General features: G+C 73.6%; 15 protein-coding genes. All 15 read left to right on the top strand.

The window, feature by feature from the left end:
- The first annotated feature begins 20 nt into the window (after positions 1–20).
- The 15 genes from ACIF8S_RS00975 to ACIF8S_RS00905 are packed head-to-tail and all read left to right on the top strand — an operon-like array spanning position 21 to position 20,682.
- On the top strand, positions 21–1,340 hold the full coding sequence (locus tag ACIF8S_RS00975) for a nucleotide sugar dehydrogenase (protein ID WP_399996563.1): 1,320 nt from the start codon (positions 21–23) through the stop codon (positions 1,338–1,340).
- Complete coding sequence (locus ACIF8S_RS00970) at positions 1,330–2,592, top strand: glycosyltransferase family 4 protein (protein ID WP_399996562.1); 1,263 nt, start codon at positions 1,330–1,332, stop codon at positions 2,590–2,592. The genes ACIF8S_RS00975 and ACIF8S_RS00970 overlap by 11 nt, the downstream gene beginning before the upstream one ends.
- The gene (locus ACIF8S_RS00965) at positions 2,582–3,949 is read left to right on the top strand and encodes a polysaccharide biosynthesis protein (RefSeq protein WP_399996561.1); all 1,368 of its coding nucleotides are present in this window, start codon (positions 2,582–2,584) and stop codon (positions 3,947–3,949) included. The genes ACIF8S_RS00970 and ACIF8S_RS00965 overlap by 11 nt, the downstream gene beginning before the upstream one ends.
- Entirely contained in the window at positions 3,946–5,508 is a 1,563-nt protein-coding gene (locus tag ACIF8S_RS00960; protein WP_399996560.1) for a Wzz/FepE/Etk N-terminal domain-containing protein, read from the top strand. Before ACIF8S_RS00965 ends, ACIF8S_RS00960 begins: the two co-directional genes overlap by 4 nt.
- A gap of 3 nt (positions 5,509–5,511) precedes the next feature.
- Positions 5,512–7,449 (top strand): asparagine synthase (glutamine-hydrolyzing), encoded by a 1,938-nt coding sequence (gene asnB, locus ACIF8S_RS00955; protein ID WP_399996559.1) that lies wholly within the window; start codon positions 5,512–5,514, stop codon positions 7,447–7,449.
- A gap of 16 nt (positions 7,450–7,465) precedes the next feature.
- A complete protein-coding gene (locus tag ACIF8S_RS00950) occupies positions 7,466–9,658 on the top strand; it encodes a bi-domain-containing oxidoreductase (protein ID WP_399996557.1) in 2,193 nt (730 codons plus the stop codon).
- Positions 9,655–11,598, top strand: coding sequence for an alginate lyase family protein (locus tag ACIF8S_RS00945; protein WP_399996556.1), 1,944 nt, complete (start codon positions 9,655–9,657; stop codon positions 11,596–11,598). Before ACIF8S_RS00950 ends, ACIF8S_RS00945 begins: the two co-directional genes overlap by 4 nt.
- Positions 11,599–11,607: 9 nt before the next feature.
- Positions 11,608–13,185 carry a right-handed parallel beta-helix repeat-containing protein gene (locus tag ACIF8S_RS00940; RefSeq protein ID WP_399996555.1) on the top strand — a complete coding sequence of 526 codons (1,578 nt, stop codon included), beginning with the start codon at positions 11,608–11,610 and terminating at the stop codon, positions 13,183–13,185.
- Positions 13,178–14,434 carry an O-antigen ligase domain-containing protein gene (locus tag ACIF8S_RS00935; RefSeq protein WP_399996554.1) on the top strand — a complete coding sequence of 419 codons (1,257 nt, stop codon included), beginning with the start codon at positions 13,178–13,180 and terminating at the stop codon, positions 14,432–14,434. The genes ACIF8S_RS00940 and ACIF8S_RS00935 overlap by 8 nt, the downstream gene beginning before the upstream one ends.
- 2 nt (positions 14,435–14,436) lie before the next feature.
- Positions 14,437–15,705, top strand: coding sequence for a glycosyltransferase (locus ACIF8S_RS00930; RefSeq protein ID WP_399997052.1), 1,269 nt, complete (start codon positions 14,437–14,439; stop codon positions 15,703–15,705).
- On the top strand, positions 15,702–16,937 hold the full coding sequence (locus tag ACIF8S_RS00925) for a class I SAM-dependent methyltransferase (RefSeq protein WP_399996553.1): 1,236 nt from the start codon (positions 15,702–15,704) through the stop codon (positions 16,935–16,937). Before ACIF8S_RS00930 ends, ACIF8S_RS00925 begins: the two co-directional genes overlap by 4 nt.
- Positions 16,934–17,737: a glucose-1-phosphate cytidylyltransferase gene (locus ACIF8S_RS00920; protein WP_349797530.1), complete on the top strand. Its 804-nt coding sequence runs from the start codon at positions 16,934–16,936 to the stop codon at positions 17,735–17,737. Before ACIF8S_RS00925 ends, ACIF8S_RS00920 begins: the two co-directional genes overlap by 4 nt.
- Positions 17,734–18,381, top strand: a complete 648-nt coding sequence (locus ACIF8S_RS00915) for a PIG-L deacetylase family protein (RefSeq protein ID WP_399996552.1) — start codon at positions 17,734–17,736, stop codon at positions 18,379–18,381. Before ACIF8S_RS00920 ends, ACIF8S_RS00915 begins: the two co-directional genes overlap by 4 nt.
- Before the next feature lie 4 nt (positions 18,382–18,385).
- On the top strand, positions 18,386–19,411 hold the full coding sequence (locus ACIF8S_RS00910) for an SDR family oxidoreductase (protein ID WP_349797534.1): 1,026 nt from the start codon (positions 18,386–18,388) through the stop codon (positions 19,409–19,411).
- The gene (locus tag ACIF8S_RS00905) at positions 19,399–20,682 is read left to right on the top strand and encodes a DUF4910 domain-containing protein (RefSeq protein WP_399996551.1); all 1,284 of its coding nucleotides are present in this window, start codon (positions 19,399–19,401) and stop codon (positions 20,680–20,682) included. Before ACIF8S_RS00910 ends, ACIF8S_RS00905 begins: the two co-directional genes overlap by 13 nt.
- Positions 20,683–20,685 lie beyond the last annotated feature (3 nt).

Here is a 20,685-nt window from a genome sequence, read left to right as displayed (position 1 = left end):
CCCGGGGGGAGGAACGGGACATGAGAGTCAGCGTGTTCGGGCTCGGTTACGTGGGCTGCGTGTCGGCCGCGTGCCTGGCCAGCATGGGTCACGAGGTCATCGGGGTGGACGTCAACCCGGTGAAGGTGGACCTGGTCAACGACGGCAAGGCGCCCGTCGTCGAGGAACGGATCGGCGAACTGACCGCCGAGGTGGTGGGCAGCGGGGCGCTGCGGGCCACCACCGACGTGCGCGAGGCGATCGCGGGCAGCGAGGTGTCCCTGGTCTGCGTGGGCACCCCGTCGGAGCCCAACGGCAGCCTGTGCACCACCTACTTGGAGCGGGTGACCGAGCAGATCGGCGCGGCGCTGGCCGAGCGGGGCGGGCGGCACACGGTGGTGTTCCGCTCCACGATGCTGCCGGGCACCTGCCTCGGTCTGCTGGTGCCGGTCCTGGAGAAGCACGTCGGCGGCACCGCGGGCGTGGACATCGGTGTCGCGGTCAATCCGGAGTTCCTGCGCGAGGGCACCAGCGTGCGGGACTTCTTCGACCCGCCGAAGACCGTCATCGGCGAACTCGACCCGGCGAGCGGTGACGTCGTCGCGGCGCTCTACGCGGACCTGCCCGGCGAGGTGTTCCGGGTGCCGGTGCCGACGGCCGAGGCGATCAAGTACGCCGACAACGCCTTCCACGGACTGAAGATCGGCTTCGCGAACGAACTGGGCGCGGTGTGCCGGGCGCTCGGGGTCGACTCGCACCAGGTGATGGACGTGTTCCTCGCCGACCGCAAGCTGAACATCAGCCCCGCCTACCTGCGTCCCGGCTTCGCCTTCGGCGGCTCCTGCCTGCCGAAGGACCTGCGCAGCCTGGTCCACGCGGCGCGGCGGGCCGACGTGTCGGTGCCGATCCTCGCCCATGTGCTGCCGTCCAACGAGGAGCATCTGCAGCGCGCGATCGAGCTGGTCGAACGCACCGGGAGACGCAAGGTGGGCCTGTTCGGGCTGTCGTTCAAGCCCGGGACCGACGACCTGCGCGAGAGCCCCCTCGTCGAACTGGCGGAGCGGCTCTTCGGCAAGGGGTACGACCTGCGCATCCACGACGCCAACGTCAGCCTGTCCCGGCTGCTCGGCGCGAACCGCGAGTACATCGAGACCCGGCTGCCGCACCTGGCCCAACTGCTCGCCGACTCCGTCGGCGAGGTGCTGGAGCACGCCGAGGTCGTCCTGGTCGGGACCAAGGACCCCGCGGTGCTGTCGGCGCTGCCGCACGGCGGCGACGGGCCCGTGATCGTCGACCTCGTCCGCCTCCCCGACGCCGAGGCGCGCCGGGCCGAACCCGGGTACGTGGGCCTTGCTTGGTGAGACGAAGGGCGGGCGCGGCCGCCGCGCGCTGATCCTGGTGGAGAACCTGTCGGTGCCGTTCGACCGGCGGGTGTGGCAGGAGTGCCGGACGCTGCGGGACGCGGGCTGGGAGGTCGACGTCATCTGCCCGCGGGGCACCAAGCGGGACACCGAGCCGGAGGCCGTGATCGACGGGGTGCGGATCCACCGCTACCCGCTGCGCGCGGCCACCGGAGGACCGGCCGGCTACCTCAAGGAGTACGGCACGGCGCTGTGGCACACCGCCCGCCTGGCCCGCAAGGTCGGCCCGGTCGACGTAGTGCACGCCTGCAACCCGCCGGACCTGTTGTTCCTGCCCGCCCTCATGCTGAAGCGGCGCGGGGCGAGGTTCGTCTTCGACCAGCACGACCTGGTGCCCGAGCTGTACCTCTCCCGGTTCGGCCGGGGCAAGGACCTGCTGTACCGGGGCGTGTGCGCGCTGGAGCGGATGACGTACCGGGCGGCGGACGTGGTGCTCGCCACCAACGAGAGCTACAAGGACGTCGCCGTGCGCCGGGGCGGGCGGCGCCCCGAAGACGTGTTCGTGGTGCGCAGCGCGCCGGACACCGAGCGGTTCCACCCCGTGGACCCGGAGCCGGAGCTGAAGCGCGGCAAGCCCCATCTGCTGTGCTACCTGGGCGTGATGGGCCCGCAGGACGGCGTCGACTACGCGCTGCGGGCGCTGGCGAAGCTCCGTGACCAGCTGGGGCGGACCGACTGGCACGCGGTGTTCGTCGGGGCCGGCGACACCTTCGACGCGATGGTCGGACTGTCCCGGGAGCTGGGGCTGGCGGAGCAGGTGGAGTTCACGGGGCGCGTGCCGGACGCCGACCTGGTGCGCTACCTGTCCTCCGCGGACGTGTGCCTCTCCCCCGACCCGTGCAACCCGCTCAACGACGTGTCGACCATGAACAAGGTCCTGGAGTACATGGTGATGGGCCGGCCGATCGTCTCCTTCGACCTGAAGGAGGCGCGGGTCTCCGCCGGTGAGGCCGCCGTCTACGCGGCGGGCGACGACGAGACCGCGTTCGCCGGGCTGATCGCCCAGCTGCTGGACGACCCCGAACAGCGCGCCCGTATGGGCAAGTTCGGGCAGGAACGGATCAACGGCCCGCTCGCCTGGCGTCATTCGCAGGCGGCGCTGCTCGCCGCGTACGAGGCCGCCGTCCGGGGCGGCGCGGGCGCGGTGGCGGCCCGGAACGGGCGGGAAAGAGGCACGTCCCTTGAGCGATGACGCGATACGCCTGGTGACCGTCGGGCGGATGTTCCGCCGGCGCGGGAGGCTGCTGGCGTTCCTCGTGGTGCTGGGGGCGCTGGCCGGCTTCGGCGCCTCCCTGGTGTTCCCGCCGCGGTACACGACGTCGGCGTCGGTGCTGCTGCCGGGGGCCTGGGAGGAGCGCGTGCTGCTGACCCAGGCGGAGATCGCCACCAGCACGGTGGTCACCGACCGGACGGCCGCCGCGCTGCGCTGGGGCGGGGTGGACGGCGAGGAGCTGCGCGAGCGGGTGCGTGCCGAGGCCACCGACGGCAACATCATCAAGATCTCGGGCACCGCCGAGAGCCCCGAGCGGGCCCAGCGGCTCGCCGACGAACTGGCGCGGCAGTTCGTGCAGTTCTCCGCGCGGGTGGTGGACGAGACGGCCGATCCGGCCGCGACGGCCGGCCCCGACGAACTGCGGCAGACGGTGCTCACCACCAGCCGCCGCATCACCGAGCTGGCCGACTCCGCCGACCCCGGCCGGACGGTGGAGAGCGTGCAGACCCGCACCGAGCTGGCGAAGCTGCGCACCACGTTGCAGGAGGCCCTCGGCAAGCTCAGCCGGACGGACCCGTCCTCGGCGGGTTCTCGCCTGGTCGTGATGGGTCCGGCGGCCGAACCCACCGGCGAGGCCCCGCCGACCCGGGTGCAGCTGGTGGCCGCGGGGGCGGTGCTGTTCCTGCTGCTCACGGTCGTCGGGCATCTCACCGCGGCCCGGGTGAGCCGCCGGCTGCGCGGTGAGCCGGAGATCGCCGCGGCGCTGCGGTCCGGGCTGCTGGGCGGCGTCGACGTCCCCGCCGAACGGGGCGCGCGCCGGCCGGGGGACGGTGGGGCGCGCCACCGGCTCCGCCGGCTGCTGGGCGTCGACCGGCCGTGGAACGCGCCGGCTCCGCGGCGGGCCGGCGACGAGGCGAACCTCGGAATCCGCTACCGGCGGGTGTGCGCCCGCCTCCGCGACCTGCTGCCGGGCGCGCGGCGCCTGGTGCTCGTCGTGCCCGACGACGACCCGGTCGCCCTCCGGGCCGCGGCGCGGCTGGTGGAGGAGTCCGGGGGTGATCCGCTGCTGCTTGTGGCGGAGGTCTCCGTCGAGGCGCCGCTGGTGGCGGACCGCGACGACGAATCGGGTGTCCTGGTGGTGCTGGGCACGGGCACCCGCACCGCCGCCGAGCTGGCCGGCATCGCGGAGGCGTGCGCGGACGCGGGCCACGACGTCGTCGGCGTCGTCCTGGCCGACGCGGTCCGGACCCGTCCGGCGCGGTCCGCCGGCCCGCTGCGGGAGGCCGCCGCGCCGGCCCTCGCGGTCGGCGACGGCGCGCGGGGAGGTACGCGATGACGACGAGTACGCCGACGGAGCCGACGGCCGCCGCTCCCCTGCTGGATCTGCAGGCGCTGGTGGTGTCGGTGCGCAGACGCCGCCGCCTGTGGGGCTCCCTGGCGCTGCTGGGGCTGCTCCTCGGCGCGGCGGTGGCGGTGCTCCTCCCGCCGCCGCCGACCGCGGTGACCAAGGTGCTGGTGGCCCACCAGGACGACCAGCCGAACGACCCCGGCACGCTCATCCTCACGGACGTGGCGCTGCTGCACACCACGCGGATCGCCGACGCCGCGCTGGAGTCGCTCGGGTCCTCCGAGAGCGCGGAGGACTTCATGGAGGACTACGCGGGCGCCGGTCTGACCAACAACCTGATGGAGATCACCGCGACGGGCGACACCGGCGCGGAGGCGGTGGCCCGTGCCGAGGCGGTGGCCGATGCGTTCGTCGCGGACCACGTGCGGCGGATCAAACAGGCCGCGGCCGCCGACGCCTCGACCCTGCTCGTCCAGCGCGACCGCATGCAGGAAGAGCTCGACCAGGTGAACGAGACAATCGGCGACGGGCCGCCGGAGGGCAGCCCGGAGCAGTCGGCGAACCTGGAGTCGCTGTTCGCCCGCCGCGCCGAACTCAGCTCCCGCATCAGCGACTTCACGCAGCGCGCCGCGGAGGCCCGGGTCGGCACCCCCCGGTTGATCGCCGGCACGCAGATCGTCGACGCGCCGCACACGGTGCGGCACTCGATACCCAGGGCCCTCGCGACCGACGGCGGGATCGGGCTGGTCCTCGGCCTGGTGCTGGGGCTCGTGGTCGCGGCGGTCGCCTCGGTGGTGGGCGACCGCCCGGTGCTGCGGCGGGAGATCGCGGCACACCTGGGCGCCTCGGTCACCGCGGAGGTGTCCCGCTCGGCACTGCGGACGGGCGGGCTGTGGCGCAGGCGCCGCAGGCGCGCGGCACGGACCCGGCTCAGCTCGTCCCTGGCCCGTACGGTGCGCGGTTCCACCGAGCCGTTGTCCCTGCTGGAGCTGGGCTGTACGCGCGGCGCCGGCGCGATCGCCCTGGACCTCGCCCGGACGCTGGCGGTGGACGAACCGGTGGTCGTCGTCGACGCCCTGCCCCGGCACGGCCCGGCCGCGCGGCGCCGGCCGAAGCAGGGCGACCCGGAGGTGGTCGGCGTGGAGCGCGCCGCGGCCGTGTCGCCCGAGCGGCGCCGGATCGGTGTCGGTTCGGTGGCGCCCGGCGCGACCTGGGCGGACCTCGCCTCCCTCGGCACCCGGACGGTGCTCGTCGTACGGGCCGGGCACGGCACCACCGCCTGGCTGCACACGGTGGCCCGGCAGCTCGCGGACCGGCGCGTCGAGGTGGCCGGTGTGGTGCTGGTCGACCCCGATCCGCGGGACCGGACCGACGGGACGCTGTGGGACGGGCCGTTCCCCGTGCAGCGGGCCCGGGGAGAGCGCCCGGCCCGGCAGAACGGCGGCACCTCCTCCACCGTGCAGGCGGTGGGGGACGGTACGCGGCGGACCGAGCGGCTGCCGATGTGGGCGGCGCGGGTCCCGGACAGCGACCAGGAGGCGCGGTAGCTCATGTGCGGCATCGCAGGCACGTACCGGTGGCCGGACGGCAAGGCCGTCACCGACCGGCTCACCGAGACCCTCGCCCACCGCGGCCCGGACGGGTCGGGCGGCTACAGTCACGCCCTCGGCGACGGCGAGGTGCACCTCGGGCACCGCAGGCTCGCCATCCTCGACCTGTCGGAGAACGGCGCCCAGCCGATGGTGTCGGGCGGTCTGGCCCTGACGTACAACGGCGAGCTGTACAACGCGCCCGAGCTGCGCGCCGAGCTGGAGGGCGCCGGGGTGCGGTTCCGGGGCACCTCGGACACCGAGGTGCTGCTGGAGGCGTGGCGGCGCTGGGGCACGGACTGCCTGCCCCGGCTGCGCGGGATGTTCGCGTTCGCGGTGTTCGACGAGCGCACCGGGGATCTGGTGCTGGTGCGCGACCAGCTCGGCATCAAGCCGCTGTTCCTGCTGCGGCGGGGTGAAGGGCTGGTGTTCGCCTCGGAGCTGAAGGCGCTGGCGGCGGTGACCGGTGGGTCGCTCGAGGTGGACCCGGCGGCTCTGGTCGCCTCGCTGCTGTACTACTGGGTGCCGGACTCGCGGTGCGCGTTCCGCGGGGCGGAGAAGCTGCCGCCGGGGACCTGGCTGCGGTGCCGGGCCGACGGCTCGGTGCAGCGCGGCCGGTTCTGGGACCTGCGCGAGGTCGCCGCCGAGGGGCAGGAGCGGGCACGGTCCGGTGATCTGCCGGACCTGGCGGCCGTGGTGGAGGAGTCGACGCGGCGTCATCTGCTGTCCGACGTGCCGGTGGCGACGTTCCTGTCCGGCGGGCTGGACTCCAGCTACCTGACCGCGCTGGCGGCCCGCGACCGGCCGGGCATCCCCGCGTACACGATCGGGTTCCGGGCGGAGGACGCGCGGTTCGAGGCGATGCCGGACGACCTGCGCTACGCCCGCCGGGTGGCCGAACGGTTCGGCGTGGACCTGCGGGAGATCGAGATCGCCCCGGACGTGCTCGACCTGCTGCCCCGGATGACGTACCACCTGGACGAGCCGGTCGGTGACCCGGCGGCGATCAACACCTTCCTGATCTGCTCGGCCGCCCGGGAGGCCGGGGTGAAGGTGATGCTGTCGGGGATGGGCGCCGACGAGCTGTTCGCCGGGTACCGCAAGCACCTCGCCAACCTGATCGCCGTGCGCTACCGGCGCGTTCCGGGGCCGGTGCGGCGGGGGGTGGCCGCCTCCGTGGACCGGCTGCCGGTCGCCACCAGCCGTCGCGGACTGCGGTCGGTGCGGTTCGCGAAGCGGTTCCTGTCCTTCGCGGGCCTGCCGGAGGAGACCGCGTTCCGGCGCAGCTACACCTTGTACGACCGCCAGGAGCTGGCCGGCCTGCTCGACCCGGACCTGGCCCCGGCGGTGGACGACGTGCTGGCCGAGCACGCGGACGTCTACCGGGACAACGAGCTGGACGACTTCGTCAACCGCATGTGCCTGGCCGATGCCCGGATGTTCCTGCCGGGCCTCAACCTCGCCTACACCGACCGGTCGAGCATGGCCGCGTCGACCGAGGTGCGGGTGCCGTACGTGGACGTCGAGGTGGTCAGGGCGGCGTTCGCGGTCCCGGGCGCCCGCAAGATCGTGGGGCGGCAGGGCAAGGCGGTGCTGAAGGAGGCGGCCACGACGGTGCTGCCTCGGGAGATCGTGTACCGGCCCAAGGGCCTGTTCAGCGCCCCGCTGCGGGCCTGGATGAGCCGGGACCTCGCGCCGCTGGTGCGCGAGGTGGTGAACGACGGCCTTCTGGTCCGCTCCGGGTTCCTGCGCCGGGACGCGCTGGCGCGCATGGTCGCCGAGGACGCGGCCGGGCAGCGGGACTTCTCCAAGCATCTGTGGCACGTGCTGACCCTCGAGTACTGGTACCGCGACGCGACCTCCAGGGCCGGCCAGGACTCCCCCACCTCGACGGCGTAGAGACAAGAGGAACTCCGTGAAACAGGTAGTGCAGAACTACAAGAGCGGTGAGCTGGCGCTGCTCGACGTGCCGGAACCGGGCTGCAAGCCGGGCGGGGTGCTGGTGCGCACCGCCTTCTCGCTGATCTCCACCGGCACCGAGCTGATGAAGGTGTCCGAGGCCGGCATGTCGATGCTGGGCAAGGCGCGTTCCCGGCCGGACCAGGTGGCGAAGGTCGTGCAGAGCGTCGCCGCGAACGGGGTGCCCGCCACCTACCGCAAGGTGATGGGCAAGCTCGACTCGTACACGCCGCTGGGCTACTCGCTGTGCGGGGTGGTGGAGCAGGTCGGCGCCGGCATCGACGACGTGAAGGCCGGTGACCTGGTGGCGTGCGCGGGCAACGAGCACGCGCTGCACGCAGAGCTGAACTGGGTGCCGAAGAACCTGTACGTGCCGGTCCCCGACGGGGTCGCGCCCCGGCACGCGGCGTTCGGCACGGTCGGGTCGATCGCGTTGCAGGGCGTGCGGCAGGGCGAGTCGCGGCTCGGCGAGGTGGCGCTGGTCATCGGTCTGGGGCTGATCGGGCAGCTGGTGACGCAGCTGCTGAACGCCTCCGGGGTACGGGTGGTCGGCGTGGACCCCGATCCGGCGCGCTGCGAGCTGGCCGAGCGGCTGGGCGCGGTGTCCTGCGGGGACCCCGGGTCCGCGAGCGTGGAGCACGCGGTCGCCGAACTCACCGGCGGCATGGGCGTGGACCAGGTGTACCTGGCGGCCGGCGGGAGCAGCAACCAGCCCGTCGAGCTGGCCGCGCGGCTGTGCCGGGACCGCGGCCGGGTGGTCGACATCGGCAAGTGCCGGCTCGACCTGCCGTGGAACGCGTACTACGAGAAGGAACTCGACGTCCGCTTCTCCCGCAGTTACGGCCCCGGCCGCTACGACCCGGAGTACGAGCTCCAGGGCCGGGACTACCCGATCGGCTACGTCCGCTGGACCGAGCGCCGCAACCTGGCGTGCTTCCTGGACCTGATCGCCCGGGGCCGGGTCGACGTGGAGCCGCTGGTGTCGCACGTCTCCGGCTTCGAGGACGCGGTGGAGACGTACCGGCGCCTGGAGGAAGGCGACCTGAAGGCCGTCGCCGTGCTGTTCCGGTACGCCGCCCCGGCCGGGGAGACGCCCACGGAGGAGGCCCCCGAGGTGACCGTGCCCGAGGTGCGGCGGCGGCCCGAGCGGTCGGGACCCGTCCGGCGCACGGGCACGGTGCGGCTGGCGTTCGTCGGCGCGGGCAACTACGCGTCGTCGATGCTGCTGCCGCACCTGGCCCGCCGGAACGGAGTGGAGCTGGCCACGGTCGTCACCACGACGGCGCTGTCCGCGGCCAACGCGCAGCGGAAGTTCGGCTTCTCGGAGGCCACCACCGACCTGGACGCGGTGCTCGGCGACCCGGCCGTGGACGCGGTCTGCGTGGTGACCCGGCACAGCTCGCACGCCGAGCTGACCCGGCGGGCGCTGCTGGCCGGCAAGGCGGTGTTCGTGGAGAAGCCGCTGGCGCTCTCCGAGGAGGAACTGGCCTCCGTGCTCGCGGCCGTGGAGGAGTCCGGCAACGACCGGATCCAGGTGGGCTTCAACCGCCGGTTCGCCCCGCTGCTGCGGGAGGCGCGGGATCGGTTCGGCGCCCGGTCCGGGCCGGCGAGCCTGCGCTACCTGGTCAACGCGGGCCGTCTGGACCACGGCAGCTGGTATCTGCGCCAGGACACCGAGGGGTCGCGGTTCGCCGGGGAGGGCGGGCACTTCGTCGACACCGCGAGCTGGCTGCTGGGCGCCGACCCGGTGTCGGTGTACGCGGTCGCCCCGGACGGCAACGAGGACCTGCAGATCGTGCTGCGCTACCCGGACGGGTCCACGGCCACGATCAGTTACGTCACGTCCGGGCCGTCCTCCTTCCCCAAGGAGACGCTGGACCTCATCGCGGACAACAAGGTGCTGCGGCTGGACGACTTCGTGCGGGCGGCGGTCCACGACGGCCGCCGCAGGCAGTGGGTCGGCTCGCGGCTGCCCAAGGCGCGGGACAAGGGTCAGTCGGCGGAGCTGGCGGCGTTCGTGAAGGCCGTCCGCACCGGCGGGCCGATGCCGGTGCCGCTGGAGTCGCTGGTCGCCACCACGACGGCCACGCTCGCCGTCACGACCGCCCTGGCGAGCGGCGTGCCGGTCACGCTGGCGGAGGCGCGATGAGCATGGGCGCGGGCTGGTACCTGCGGCGGCTGTCCCGGATGGGGCCGCGGGAGGCCGGCGGCCGGGCGGCCGACGCGGTGCGCCGCCGGCGGTGGCGTTCGGGGGTGCCCGGGCGGCCGCCGGTGAGCGGCGCCCGGTTCACGGCCGTGCTGCCGGCGGACGCGCTCGGCGCGGTGGCGCCGGACGCGGTGAAGCGTCTGGTCGCCGAGGCGGACCGGCTGATGGCCGGGCAGGCCGAGTACTTCGGGGTGACCCGCGACGACATGGCCGACCCCGACTGGCAGTTCGACCCGAGGACCGGACGCCGGGCCCCGCTCGGGTACGCCTTCGACGTGCCGTACCGCGACGAGGGCGCGGTCGGTGACATCAAGCAGATCTGGGAGCCGTCCCGGCACCAGTACCTGACGGTGCTGGCCGCCGCGTACGCGCTCACCGGGAACGACCGGTACGCGGAGCGGGTGGCCGCGCATCTGCGGTCGTGGTGGGAGGCCAACCCGCCGCTGCGGGGCGTGCACTGGGTCAGCGGCATCGAGCTGGGCATCCGGCTGGTGTCGTGGGTGTGGGTGCGCCGGCTGCTGGACGGCTGGGCGGGAGCGCCCGCGCTGTTCGAGGAGAACCCGGTGGCGCTGGACCAGATCTGGCACCACCAGCGCTGGCTCGCCACCTTCCCCAGCCGGGGGTCGTCGGCGAACAACCACGCCGTCGCCGAGGCCGCCGGGCAGCTCGCCGCCTCCTGCGCGTTCGGCTGGTTCCCGTACTCGCCCCGGTGGCGGGCGGACGCGCTGCGCGACCTGGACCGCCATCTGCGCGCCAACACCTTCCTGTCCGGGCTCAACCGTGAGCTGGCGAGCGAGTACCACGGGCTGGTCCTGGAGCTGGGTCTGGCCGCGCTGGCCGAGGCCGACGCGGCGGGCGCCGAGGTCCCGACGACGGTGCGGCTGGTGCTGCTGCGGATGACGGACGCGCTCGCGGCCGTCGTCGACAACCGGCTGCGTCCGCCCCGGCAGGGGGACGCGGACGACGGCCACGGGCTGGTCGTGGACGGCGCGGGCACCGACCGCTGGGGGTCGCTGCTGGCCACCGGGGAGGCCGTGTTCGGCCGGCTCGACTGGTGGCCGCGGGTGCCCGGCACCGACGTCCGCACCCCGCTGCTGGCCTCGCTGGTCCGGCCGTACGGGACGGCGGTGGCGCGTCCGGTGAGCCGGCCCGCGCACTTCGCGGACGCGGGGCTGACCGTGCTGCGGGGGCCCGGGGAGATCTGGTGCCGCTGCGACGGCGGGCCGCACGGTTTCCTGTCCATCGCGGCGCACGCCCACGCGGACGCGCTGTCCGTGGAGGTGCGGCACGACGGGGTGGACGTGCTGGCCGACCCGGGCACGTACTGCTACCACGGCGAGCCCCGGTGGCGGAGTTACTTCCGCTCGACGCTCGGCCACAACACGCTGGAGGCGGACGGCCGGGACCAGTCGCTCTCCGGCGGGCCGTTCCTGTGGACCCGGCACGCCCGCACCCAGGTGCTGGCCGTGGACACCTCCGGCACGCGGGCGGCCCGCTGGTGCGCCGAGCACGACGGGTACCTGCCGCTGACCCACCGGCGCCAGGTGGACGTGGTGCACGACAGCCGCGAGGTGAGGGTCGTCGACACGGTGAGCGGCGACCGCCGGGAGGTGCGGCTGGCGTTCCACCTCGGGCCGGCCGTCACGGCGGAGCTGGAGGGGCATCGGGCGCTGCTCACCTGGGAGCGGGACGGCGAGGACCGCTCGGCCGTGCTGGACCTGCCGGCCGGGCTCACCTGGCGGGCGCACCGGGGCGAGAGCGAACCGCCGCTCGGCTGGTACTCCCCCGGGTTCGGCCGCAAGGTGCCGAGCACCACGCTGGTCGGCAGCGGATCCGTCGACGGGACGGCCGGGTTCACCACCGTTCTCGGGTTCGACGGCTAGGGGGCTGCGATGGTTCTGCGTGGAGGGGGCGTGCGGCGGTGGCGGCGCTGGGCGTCGGCGGCCGGGCTGGCGCTCGCCCTGGTGGCCACCGCCGGCTGCGAGAGCGAGCCCGGGCCGGAGACGAAGCCGGACGGGCGGTCACGGGCGGACGCCCGCACCCAGCCGGAGGACGCCGGCGGGGCGCCGCGGCCGGTGGCCCGGGTGTGCGAGAAGCCGAAGCCCGGACCGGCGAAGGCGCCGTCCGGCGCGGTGACCGTGGACCCTTCGGTGCCCGGCGACCTCTCCGCGAAGACCAACGCCGGCCCCCCGGGCACCACGTTCTGGCTGAAGCCCGGCAGGCACCGGCTGGCCGACGACCGGTACGCGCAGGTGGAGCCCAAGGACGGCAACACCTACGTCGGCGCGCCCGGCGCGGTACTCGACGGCCGGAGGACGAACCAGTACGCCTTCGGCGGCGGGGCGCGCGACGTGACCATCCGTCACCTGACGGTGCAGGGGTTCGTCGCGCCGCACGACGAGGGCGTGGTCAACCACGACTCGGCCGACGGCTGGGTGATCGAGCACTCCCGGGTCCAGTTCAACTCCGGCGCCGGGCTGATGGCCGGGTCCGGTCAGCAGGTGAGGGCGAGCTGCCTGCGCGGCAACGGCCAGTACGGCATGAACGCGTACAAGGGGTCGGGGCCGTTGCGTGATCTCGTGCTGGAGGGCAACGAGATCACCGACAACAACCGGCACGACTGGGAGCGGAAGCGGCCCGGCTGCGGCTGCACCGGCGGCGTGAAGTTCTGGGCCGTCGACGGCGCGGACGTGCGCGGCAACTGGGTGCACGGCAACCGCGGCACCGGTCTGTGGGCGGACACCAACAACAACGACTTCCTGATCGAGGGCAACGTCCTGGAGGACAACCAGGGTGCCGCCCTGATGTACGAGACCAGCTACAACGCGGTGATCAGGAACAACACGATCCGGCGGAACAACTGGGTGGAAGGGAAGCGGTACGCCGGGCGCGGCGACACCTTCCCGTTCGCCACCGTCTACATCTCGGAGTCCGGCGGTGAGCCCCGCGTGAAGGCCCGCACGGACACGCTGGAGATCTCCGGGAACCTCTTCGAGGACAACTGGAACGCGATCACCCTGTGGGAGAACGCCGACCGGTTCTGCAACAGCCCCGCCAACACCTCCTCGGCCGACTGCACCCTGCTCGTCGAGGACATCGACCGCTGCGTGCGGCCCGGCATCACCAAGGCGCCGCTGTACACGGACTGCCGGTGGCGGACCCAGCGGGTGGACGTGCACCACAACCGGTTCCTGCTGGACAAGTCCGCGATGGGCTGCACGTCGATGTGCGACCGCATGGCGGTCCTCGCCAACTACGGCACCTACCCGGACTGGTCGCCGTACATGGGCGAGAAGGTCGCCGACGCCATCACGCTGAAGCAGCACAACCGCTGGCGCGAGAACGTCTACGAGGGGCCGTGGACGTTCGTCGCGCGCGACCCGAGCGGCGAGCTGGACTACCGGGAGTGGCAGGGCGCGCCGTACCGGCAGGACGCGGGCAGCACCCACCGTGCCGGGGACGGTGGTTGACGTGCGGGTGGAGCACACGCCGAGGACGGTCGGAACGGTGTGGGGGCTGCTGGTCCTCAACACCCTCGGCTCCACGGGGGCGGAGACGATCGTGCCGCTGCCCCGGTCCCTCATCCAGATGGTCACCATGGGCGCGCTGGTCGCCGCGTTCACGCTGGCGCTCGCCGTCAACCTGCGGCTGCGGGTACGGTCCAGCGCGTTCCTGCTGCTGCTCAGCCTGCTGCTGGTGCCGAGCCTGATCTCCAGCGTGGACCTGAGCGCGGGTCTCGGGGCGCTGTTCCGCTGCGGGCGGCTCGCGGTGTTCGTCGCCACGCTGTGGCTGCTCAGCCGCTGGTGGGACGGTTCCACGACGTTCGCACGGCACCACATCCGGATGTACTTCGTGGTCCTGTGCTCGGTGGCGGCCGGGCTGCTGGTGTCGCCCGGCACCGCGCTGCCCGACCTCTACGGCGGCCGGCTGGTGGGCGCGCTGTGGCCGCTGACCCCGCCGCAGATCGGGCAGTACGCGGCGGTGGTCGTCGGGCTCGCCGTGCTGCTGCTCCTGGGCGGCCGGACGGACCGCGGGAGCGCCGCGCTGGTGATCGTGCCGTCGCTGGCGCTGCTCGCCCTCACGCACACCCGCACGGCCACGATCGGACTGCTGGCCGGGCTGGTGGTGGCGATCGGCTCGATGATGCTGACCAGTGCCGCCGCGCGCCGCTGGTTCGGCTGGGCGGTGCTGTGCGCGGCCGTCGCCGCGGTCGCGTTCGGGTCCCTGCTCCAGGCGTGGTTCCTGCGCGGGCAGACCGAGGAGAACTTCTCCAGCCTCACCGGCCGCGCCAAGGTGTGGGAGGCGCTGCTGGACGCGCCCCGGACGGGCGCGGAGCAGCTGTTCGGCGTCGGGCTCGGCGACAAGTCGTTCGACGGGCTGCCCATCGACAACAGCTGGCTGGCGGTCTACCACGAGCAGGGGCTGCTGGGCGTGGGGCTGGTGGCGGGGTTCGTGCTGGTGCTGGGCACGGTCGCGCTGCTGCGCCCGCCGTCGCTCGCGCGGGCCTGCGCGCTGTTCCTGATCAGCTACTGCGGGATCGCGTCGTACACCGAGGCGGGGCTGGGCGACGCCTCGCCGTACCTGCTGCACCTGTCGGTGGCGGCCTCGCTGCTGGTGGCGCCCGTCGCCGCCCCGCCCGCGCCCCCGGCAGGACCGCGGTCGCCGGAACCCGCCCGACGGGCCGTCCCACGGCCGGTCCCCGGAACGGAGGTGGCGTGAGCATGCACGTCATGGTGGTGCACAACCGCTACGCGTCGGCGCAGCCGAGCGGGGAGAACAAGGTCGTCGACCAGGAGGTGGCGCTGCTGCGCGAGGGCGGCCACCGGGTCGGGGTGTTCGAGCGGCGCAGCGACGACATCGCGGCCCGCTCGCTGCCCGCCAAGGCCGCGATCCCGCTGCTGGTGCCGTGGAACCCGGCGGTGCGCACGCGGCTGGCCGAGCGGCTGCGCGCCGAGCGGCCGGACGTGGTGCACGTCCACAACGTCTTCCCGCTGCTGTCGCCGGCGGTGCTGGCCGCCTGCGCGGACGCGGGCGTGCCGGCCGTGGCCACGCTGCACAACTACACCCAGGTGTGTCCGCCGGGCACCCTCCACCGGGACGGTTCGCCCTGCACGGCGTGCGTGGGCCGGGCGCCGCTGCCCGCCGTGCGGCACGGCTGCTACCGGGGCAGCAGCCTGGCGACGGTGCCGCTCGCGGTGAGCCTGTCGGTCAACCGGCGGCGCTGGTGGTCGGGCGTGGAGCGGTTCTTCTGCATCTCCGCGGCGCAGCGCGAGGTCCTGGTGGGCGCCGGGATGCCGGCCGAACGGCTCGTGGTGAAGCACAACTTCGTGCCCGAGACGGAGGTGCGCCGCACCGGCCGGGGCGAGCACCTGCTGTACCTGGGGCGGCTCGCGGAGGTCAAGGGCGTCCGGGTGCTGATGGCCGCGTGGGAGGAGCTCGCCGCCGCCGGCGGGGTGGGCGTGCCGCTGGTGATCGCCGGCACGGGCCCGCTGGAGGCGGAGGTGGCGGCCTGGGCCGCGGGCCGGGACGACGTGCGCTACGTCGGCCTGTACGACCGGGTCCGGTGCCGGCGGGCCGTGGCGGAGGCGGTGGCCGTGGTGGCCCCGTCGACGTGGCAGGAGGCGTTCGGGCTGGTCGTGGTGGAGGCGATGGCGGCGGGCGTGCCGGCCGTCGCCTCGGGACACGGCGCCTTCACCGAGCTGGTGGAGGACGGGGTGACCGGGCTCCTGCACCGGCCGGGCGACGCCGCGTCGCTGGCCGCCGCGCTGCGCCGGGTCACCGCCGAGGGCGGCCACAACCAGGAGATGGGCCGGGCGGCCCGCCTCCGTTACGAGCGGGGGTTCAGCCCGGAGGTCGGGCTGCAGCGCCTGGTGGAGGGGTACCGCGCCGCGATCGCGGGACACGGCGGGGCGGACGGCCCGTCGCGCGGGGAGACGCACACGGGCTCGCGCCGGGGGGACCTGCGCGAGCGGGATGGGGGAAACAGATGACACGTTGCCGACTGTGCGGTTCGACGGCGCTGGAGAGCGTCGTCGACCTGGGGGCGACCCCGCCGTGCGAGAGCTTCCTCTCGGCGGAGCGGCTCGACGCGCCGGAACCGGCGTACCCGCTGCACCTGCGGGTGTGCACCGACTGCTGGCTGGCGCAGATCCCGCCGCTGATCACGCCGGAGGACACGTTCAGCGAGTACGCGTACTTCTCGTCGTACTCCTCCTCCTGGGTGGAGCACGCGCGCACCTTCGTGGCGGACGCGGCGGCGCGGCTGGGCCTCGGCGGCGACTCCTTCGTGGTCGAGGTGGCCAGCAACGACGGCTATCTGCTGCGGCACGTGGTGGAGCGGGGCATCCGCTGCCTCGGCGTCGAGCCGTCGGTGAACGTCGGCGCCGCCGCGCGGGACGCGGGGGTGCCCACGGTGACGGAGTTCCTCAGCCCGGACACCGGCGCCGCCGTGCGCGCCGAACACGGCCCGGCCGACCTGGTGGTGGCCAACAACGTGTACGCGCACATCCCCGACGTCATCGGGTTCACCAAGGGGCTGCGCGCGCTGGTCGCCGACGACGGCTGGGTGTCGATCGAGGTGCAGCACCTGCTCACCCTGATCGAGGAGAACCAGTACGACACGATCTACCACGAGCACTTCCAGTACTACACGGTGGCGTCCGCGATCCGGGCGCTGGCGAGCGGCGGGCTGACGCTGGTGGACGTGGAGCTGCTGCCCACGCACGGCGGTTCGCTGCGGCTGTGGGCCCGGCCCGACGAGGTGGCCGGCGAGCCCGGCAGGCGGGTGGCCGACGTCCTGGCCCGGGAGAAGGCCGCCGGGCTCCAGGAGCTGTCCGGGTACACCGAGTTCTCCGCCCGGGTGGCCAAGGTGCGCCGGGACCTGCTGCGGTTCCTGATCGACGCGGCGGAGGACGGCAGGACGGTCGTCGGGTACGGCGCCCCGGGCAAGGGCAACACCCTGCTCAACCACTGCGGCATCCGGCCCGACCTGCTGCCGTACACGGTCGACCGCAACCCCTACAAGCACGGCCGGTACACCCCGGGCACCCGCATCCCGATCCTGCCGCCCGACCGGATCGCCGCCGACCGGCCGGACTACGTGCTGGTGCTGCCCTGGAACCTGCGGGCCGAGCTGGTCGAGCAGCTGTCCTTCGTGCACGAGTGGGGCGGCCGGCTGGTCTTCCCCATCCCGGAACTGAGCATTGTCGAGGTCGAGCGATGAAGGTCGTACTGTTCTGCGGCGGTTACGGGCTGCGCATGCGCGCCGGGGCGTCCGACGACGTGCCCAAGCCGATGGCGATGGTCGGCCCGCGCCCGCTGATCTGGCACGTGATGCGCTACTACGCGCACTTCGGGCACAAGGAGTTCATCCTGTGCCTGGGTTACGGGGCGCACCACATCAAGGACTTCTTCCTCAACTACGAGGAGACCACGTCCAACGACTTCGTGCTGCGCGGCGGGCGGACGGAGCTGCTGTCCACTGACATCGCGGACTGGACCATCACCTTCGCGCAGACCGGCATCGAGTCGCCGATCGGCGAGCGGCTGCGCCGGGTGCGGCACCACCTGGACGGCGACGAGATGTTCCTCGCCAACTACGCGGACGTCCTCACGGACGCCCCGCTGCCCGAGATGATCGACCGGTTCTCCCGCAGGGACGCCGGCGCGTCGATGATGGTGGTCCCCCCGCAGTCCTCGTTCCACTGCGTCGAGCTGGGCGAGGACGGCCTGGTGGGCGGCATCACCCCGGTGAGCGAGCTGCCGCTGTGGGAGAACGGCGGCTACTTCGTGCTGCGCCAGGAGGTCTTCGACCACATCCCGGAGAACGGCGACCTGGTCGCCGACGGATGCGCCCAACTGGCCAAGCGGGGCAGACTGGTGGCGCACCAGCACCGCGGCTTCTGGAAGCCGACCGACACCGTGAAGGAAAAGGCCGCGCTCGACGAGGCCTACGCCCGGGGCGACCGCCCGTGGGCCGTGTGGGAACGGAAGCGGACCGAGGCGGGGGTGGGGACCGCGTGATCCGGCTGGGAACGGGACGTCTGGAGCGGGTCGTCGCCGTGGGCGCGCACTGCGACGACATCGCCATCGGCGCCGGGGGCACCCTGCTGTCCCTGTGCCGGGCCCACCCGGGCCTCCGGGTCGACGCGCTGGTGCTCTCCGGCGGCGGCACCGAGCGCGAGCAGGAGGAGCAGGAGGCGCTCACCGCCTTCTGCCCGGGTGCCGACCTGCGGCTGACCGTGGACAAGATGCCGGACGGCCGGCTGCCCGCGCACTGGGCGGACGCCAAGGCGGCGGTCGAGGAGCTGCGCGCCCGCACCGAGCCCGACCTGGTGCTCGCCCCGCGCACCGAGGACGCGCACCAGGACCACCGAGGCCTCGCGAAGCTGATGACCACCGCGTTCCGCGACCACCTCGTGCTCGGCTACGAGATCGTCAAGTGGGACGGGGACCTGGGCCGCCCGGTGGTGTACCAGCCGCTGACGCCCGAGGCGGCCGAGGACAAGGTACGGCTGCTGCAGGAGCACTACCCCTCGCAGCGGCACCGGCCCTGGTACGACCGGGAGGCCTTCCTCGGGCTCGCCCGGATCCGGGGCATCGAAAGCAACGCGCGCTACGCCGAGGCGTTCGCCGTCACCAAACTCACTGTCGACCTTGGGGGTTGAAACCTTGCGCGTACTGCTCACCGGACACCAGGGCTATCTGGGCACCGTGATGGCCCCGGTGCTCAGGGCCGCCGGACACGAGGTCGTCGGTCTTGACGCCGGCCTGTTCGCCGACTGCGTGCTGGGGCCGGCGCCCGCGGACCCGCCGGGGACGCGGGTGGACCTGCGGGACGTCACGGCCGACCACGTGGCCGGGGTGGACGCCGTGATCCACCTGGCCGCCCTGTCCAACGACCCGCTGGGGGCGCTGGCGCCGGAACTGACCTACGACATCAACCACCACGCGTCCGTGCGGCTGGCCCGGCTGGCCCGCGACGCGGGGGTGCGGCGCTTCCTGTACGCCTCCACCTGCTCGGTGTACGGCGCCGCCGGCGGGGACGAACTGGTCGCCGAGGACGCCCCGTTGCGCCCGGTGACGCCGTACGCGGAGTCCAAGGTGCGGGTGGAGGACGACCTGCACGAGCTGGCCGACAGCGGCTTCAGTCCGGTGTACATGCGCAACGCCACCGCGTTCGGGTACTCGCCCCGGCTGCGTGCCGACATCGTGCTGAACAACCTGGTGGGCCACGCGCTGCTCTCCGGTGAGGTGCTGGTGCTCTCCGACGGCACCCCGTGGCGTCCGCTGGTGCACGCCGCGGACATCGCCCGCGCGTTCACGGCCGCCCTGGAGGCGCCGCGGGAGGCGGTGCACGACCGGGCGTTCAACATCGGCAGCGAGACCAACAACGTCACGGTCGCGGAGATCGCCCAGCAGGTCGCGGACGCGGTGGACGGCTCCAAGGTGGTCATCACCGGGGAGACGGGTGCCGACCCGCGCTCCTACCGGGTGGACTTCTCCCGGTTCCGCGCGGCGATCCCCGGCTTCGACTGCGCATGGACGGTGAAGCGGGGCGCGCTGGAACTCGCCGACGCCTACCGGACGCACGGGCTGACCCGGGAGGCGTTCGAGCAGCGGTTCACCCGGCTGGCCGTGCTGCGCGCGGCGTCCGACGCGGGTGAGGTCGACGACACCCTGCGGTGGCGGTCGTGACCACGCCCGGCGAGGAGATGCACGCCCTGGTGCGGCGGCTGTACCCGCTGTGCCGGAGCATCACCGGCGACGGGGTGCGCGCCACCCTGGACGTCGTCGGCGAGTACCTGCCGCTGGAGGTGCGCGAGGTGCCCACCGGCACGCAGGTGCTCGACTGGACGGTGCCGCAGGAGTGGAACATCCGGGAGGCGTGGATCGCCGACCCGTCCGGCCGGCGGGTCGTCGACTTCGCCGACTCCAGCCTGCACGTGCTGGGTTACAGCGTGCCGGTGTCGGCGAGGATGCCGCTGTCCGAGCTGCGCCCGCACCTGCACGCGCTGCCGGAGCACCCGAAGTGGATCCCGTACCGCACCAGTTACTACAAGCCGGACTGGGGCTTCTGTCTGACGCAGGAGACCCTGGACGCGCTGCCGGACGGCGAGTACGAGGTGCGCGTCGACTCCACCCTCGCCGACGGGCACCTCACCTACGCCGAGCACGTGGTGCCCGGGCAGGTGTCCGACGAGGTGATCGTCTCCAGTCACGTCTGCCACCCGTCGCTGGCCAACGACAACCTGGCCGGCATCGCGGTGGCGGCTTTCCTCGCCCGGTCGCTGGCGGAGCGCACGCCGTACCACACCTACCGGTTCCTGTTCGCGCCCGGCACCATCGGGGCGATCACCTGGCTCGCCCGCAACGCCGAGCGGGTGGAGCGGGTGAAGCACGGGCTGGTGCTGGCCTGCGCCGGCGACCGGGGCGCGCTGACGTACAAGCGGAGCCGGCGTGGGGACGCGGGGATCGACCGGGCGATGCGGCATGTGCTGGAGACCTCAGGACGGCCGCACTCGATACGGGAGTTCACGCCGTACGGCTACGACGAGCGGCAGTTCTGCTCGCCGGGCTTCGACCTCGGTGTGGGCTCGCTCAGCCGGACCCCGTACGCCGGTTATCCCGAGTACCACACCTCGGCGGACGACCCGGACCTCGTCTCCCCGGAGGCGATGGAGGACACCCTCGCCGTATGCCGCGAGGTGTTCGCGGTGCTGGACCGCGACCGGCGGTACGTGAACCTCAGCCCGTACGGGGAGCCGCAGTTGGGGCGGCGCGGGCTGTACGAGGCGCTGGGCGGCCGCAGTGACGCGCAGGAGGCCCAGATGGCGATGCTGTGGGTGCTCAGCCTCTCCGACGGGGAGCACGGACTGCTGGAGGTGGCCGAGCGGTCGGGTCTGCCGTTCGACACCGTGGCCGCCGCGGCCGACGCCCTGCACGGGGCCGGACTGGTCAAGGTGTGAGGC

The sequence above is a fragment of the Streptomyces sp. NPDC085937 genome, from assembly GCF_044540535.1.
In the GTDB taxonomy this organism is placed as follows: domain Bacteria; phylum Actinomycetota; class Actinomycetes; order Streptomycetales; family Streptomycetaceae; genus Streptomyces.
The sequence above is the reverse complement of the archived record's forward strand: the minus strand, read 5'-3'. Positions and strand labels throughout refer to the sequence as shown.

Bases quoted from the DNA above. Each gene is read 5' to 3' on its own strand.
- ACIF8S_RS00975 (WP_399996563.1), top strand. From the start codon at position 21: ATGAGAGTCAGCGTGTTCGGGCTCGGTTACGTGGGCTGCGTGTCGGCC.
- ACIF8S_RS00960 (WP_399996560.1), top strand. From the start codon at position 3,946: ATGACGACGAGTACGCCGACGGAGCCGACGGCCGCCGCTCCCCTGCTG.
- asnB (WP_399996559.1), top strand. From the start codon at position 5,512: ATGTGCGGCATCGCAGGCACGTACCGGTGGCCGGACGGCAAGGCCGTC.
- ACIF8S_RS00945 (WP_399996556.1), top strand. From the start codon at position 9,655: ATGAGCATGGGCGCGGGCTGGTACCTGCGGCGGCTGTCCCGGATGGGG.
- ACIF8S_RS00940 (WP_399996555.1), top strand. From the start codon at position 11,608: ATGGTTCTGCGTGGAGGGGGCGTGCGGCGGTGGCGGCGCTGGGCGTCG.
- ACIF8S_RS00930 (WP_399997052.1), top strand. From the start codon at position 14,437: ATGCACGTCATGGTGGTGCACAACCGCTACGCGTCGGCGCAGCCGAGC.
- ACIF8S_RS00925 (WP_399996553.1), top strand. From the start codon at position 15,702: ATGACACGTTGCCGACTGTGCGGTTCGACGGCGCTGGAGAGCGTCGTC.
- ACIF8S_RS00920 (WP_349797530.1), top strand. From the start codon at position 16,934: ATGAAGGTCGTACTGTTCTGCGGCGGTTACGGGCTGCGCATGCGCGCC.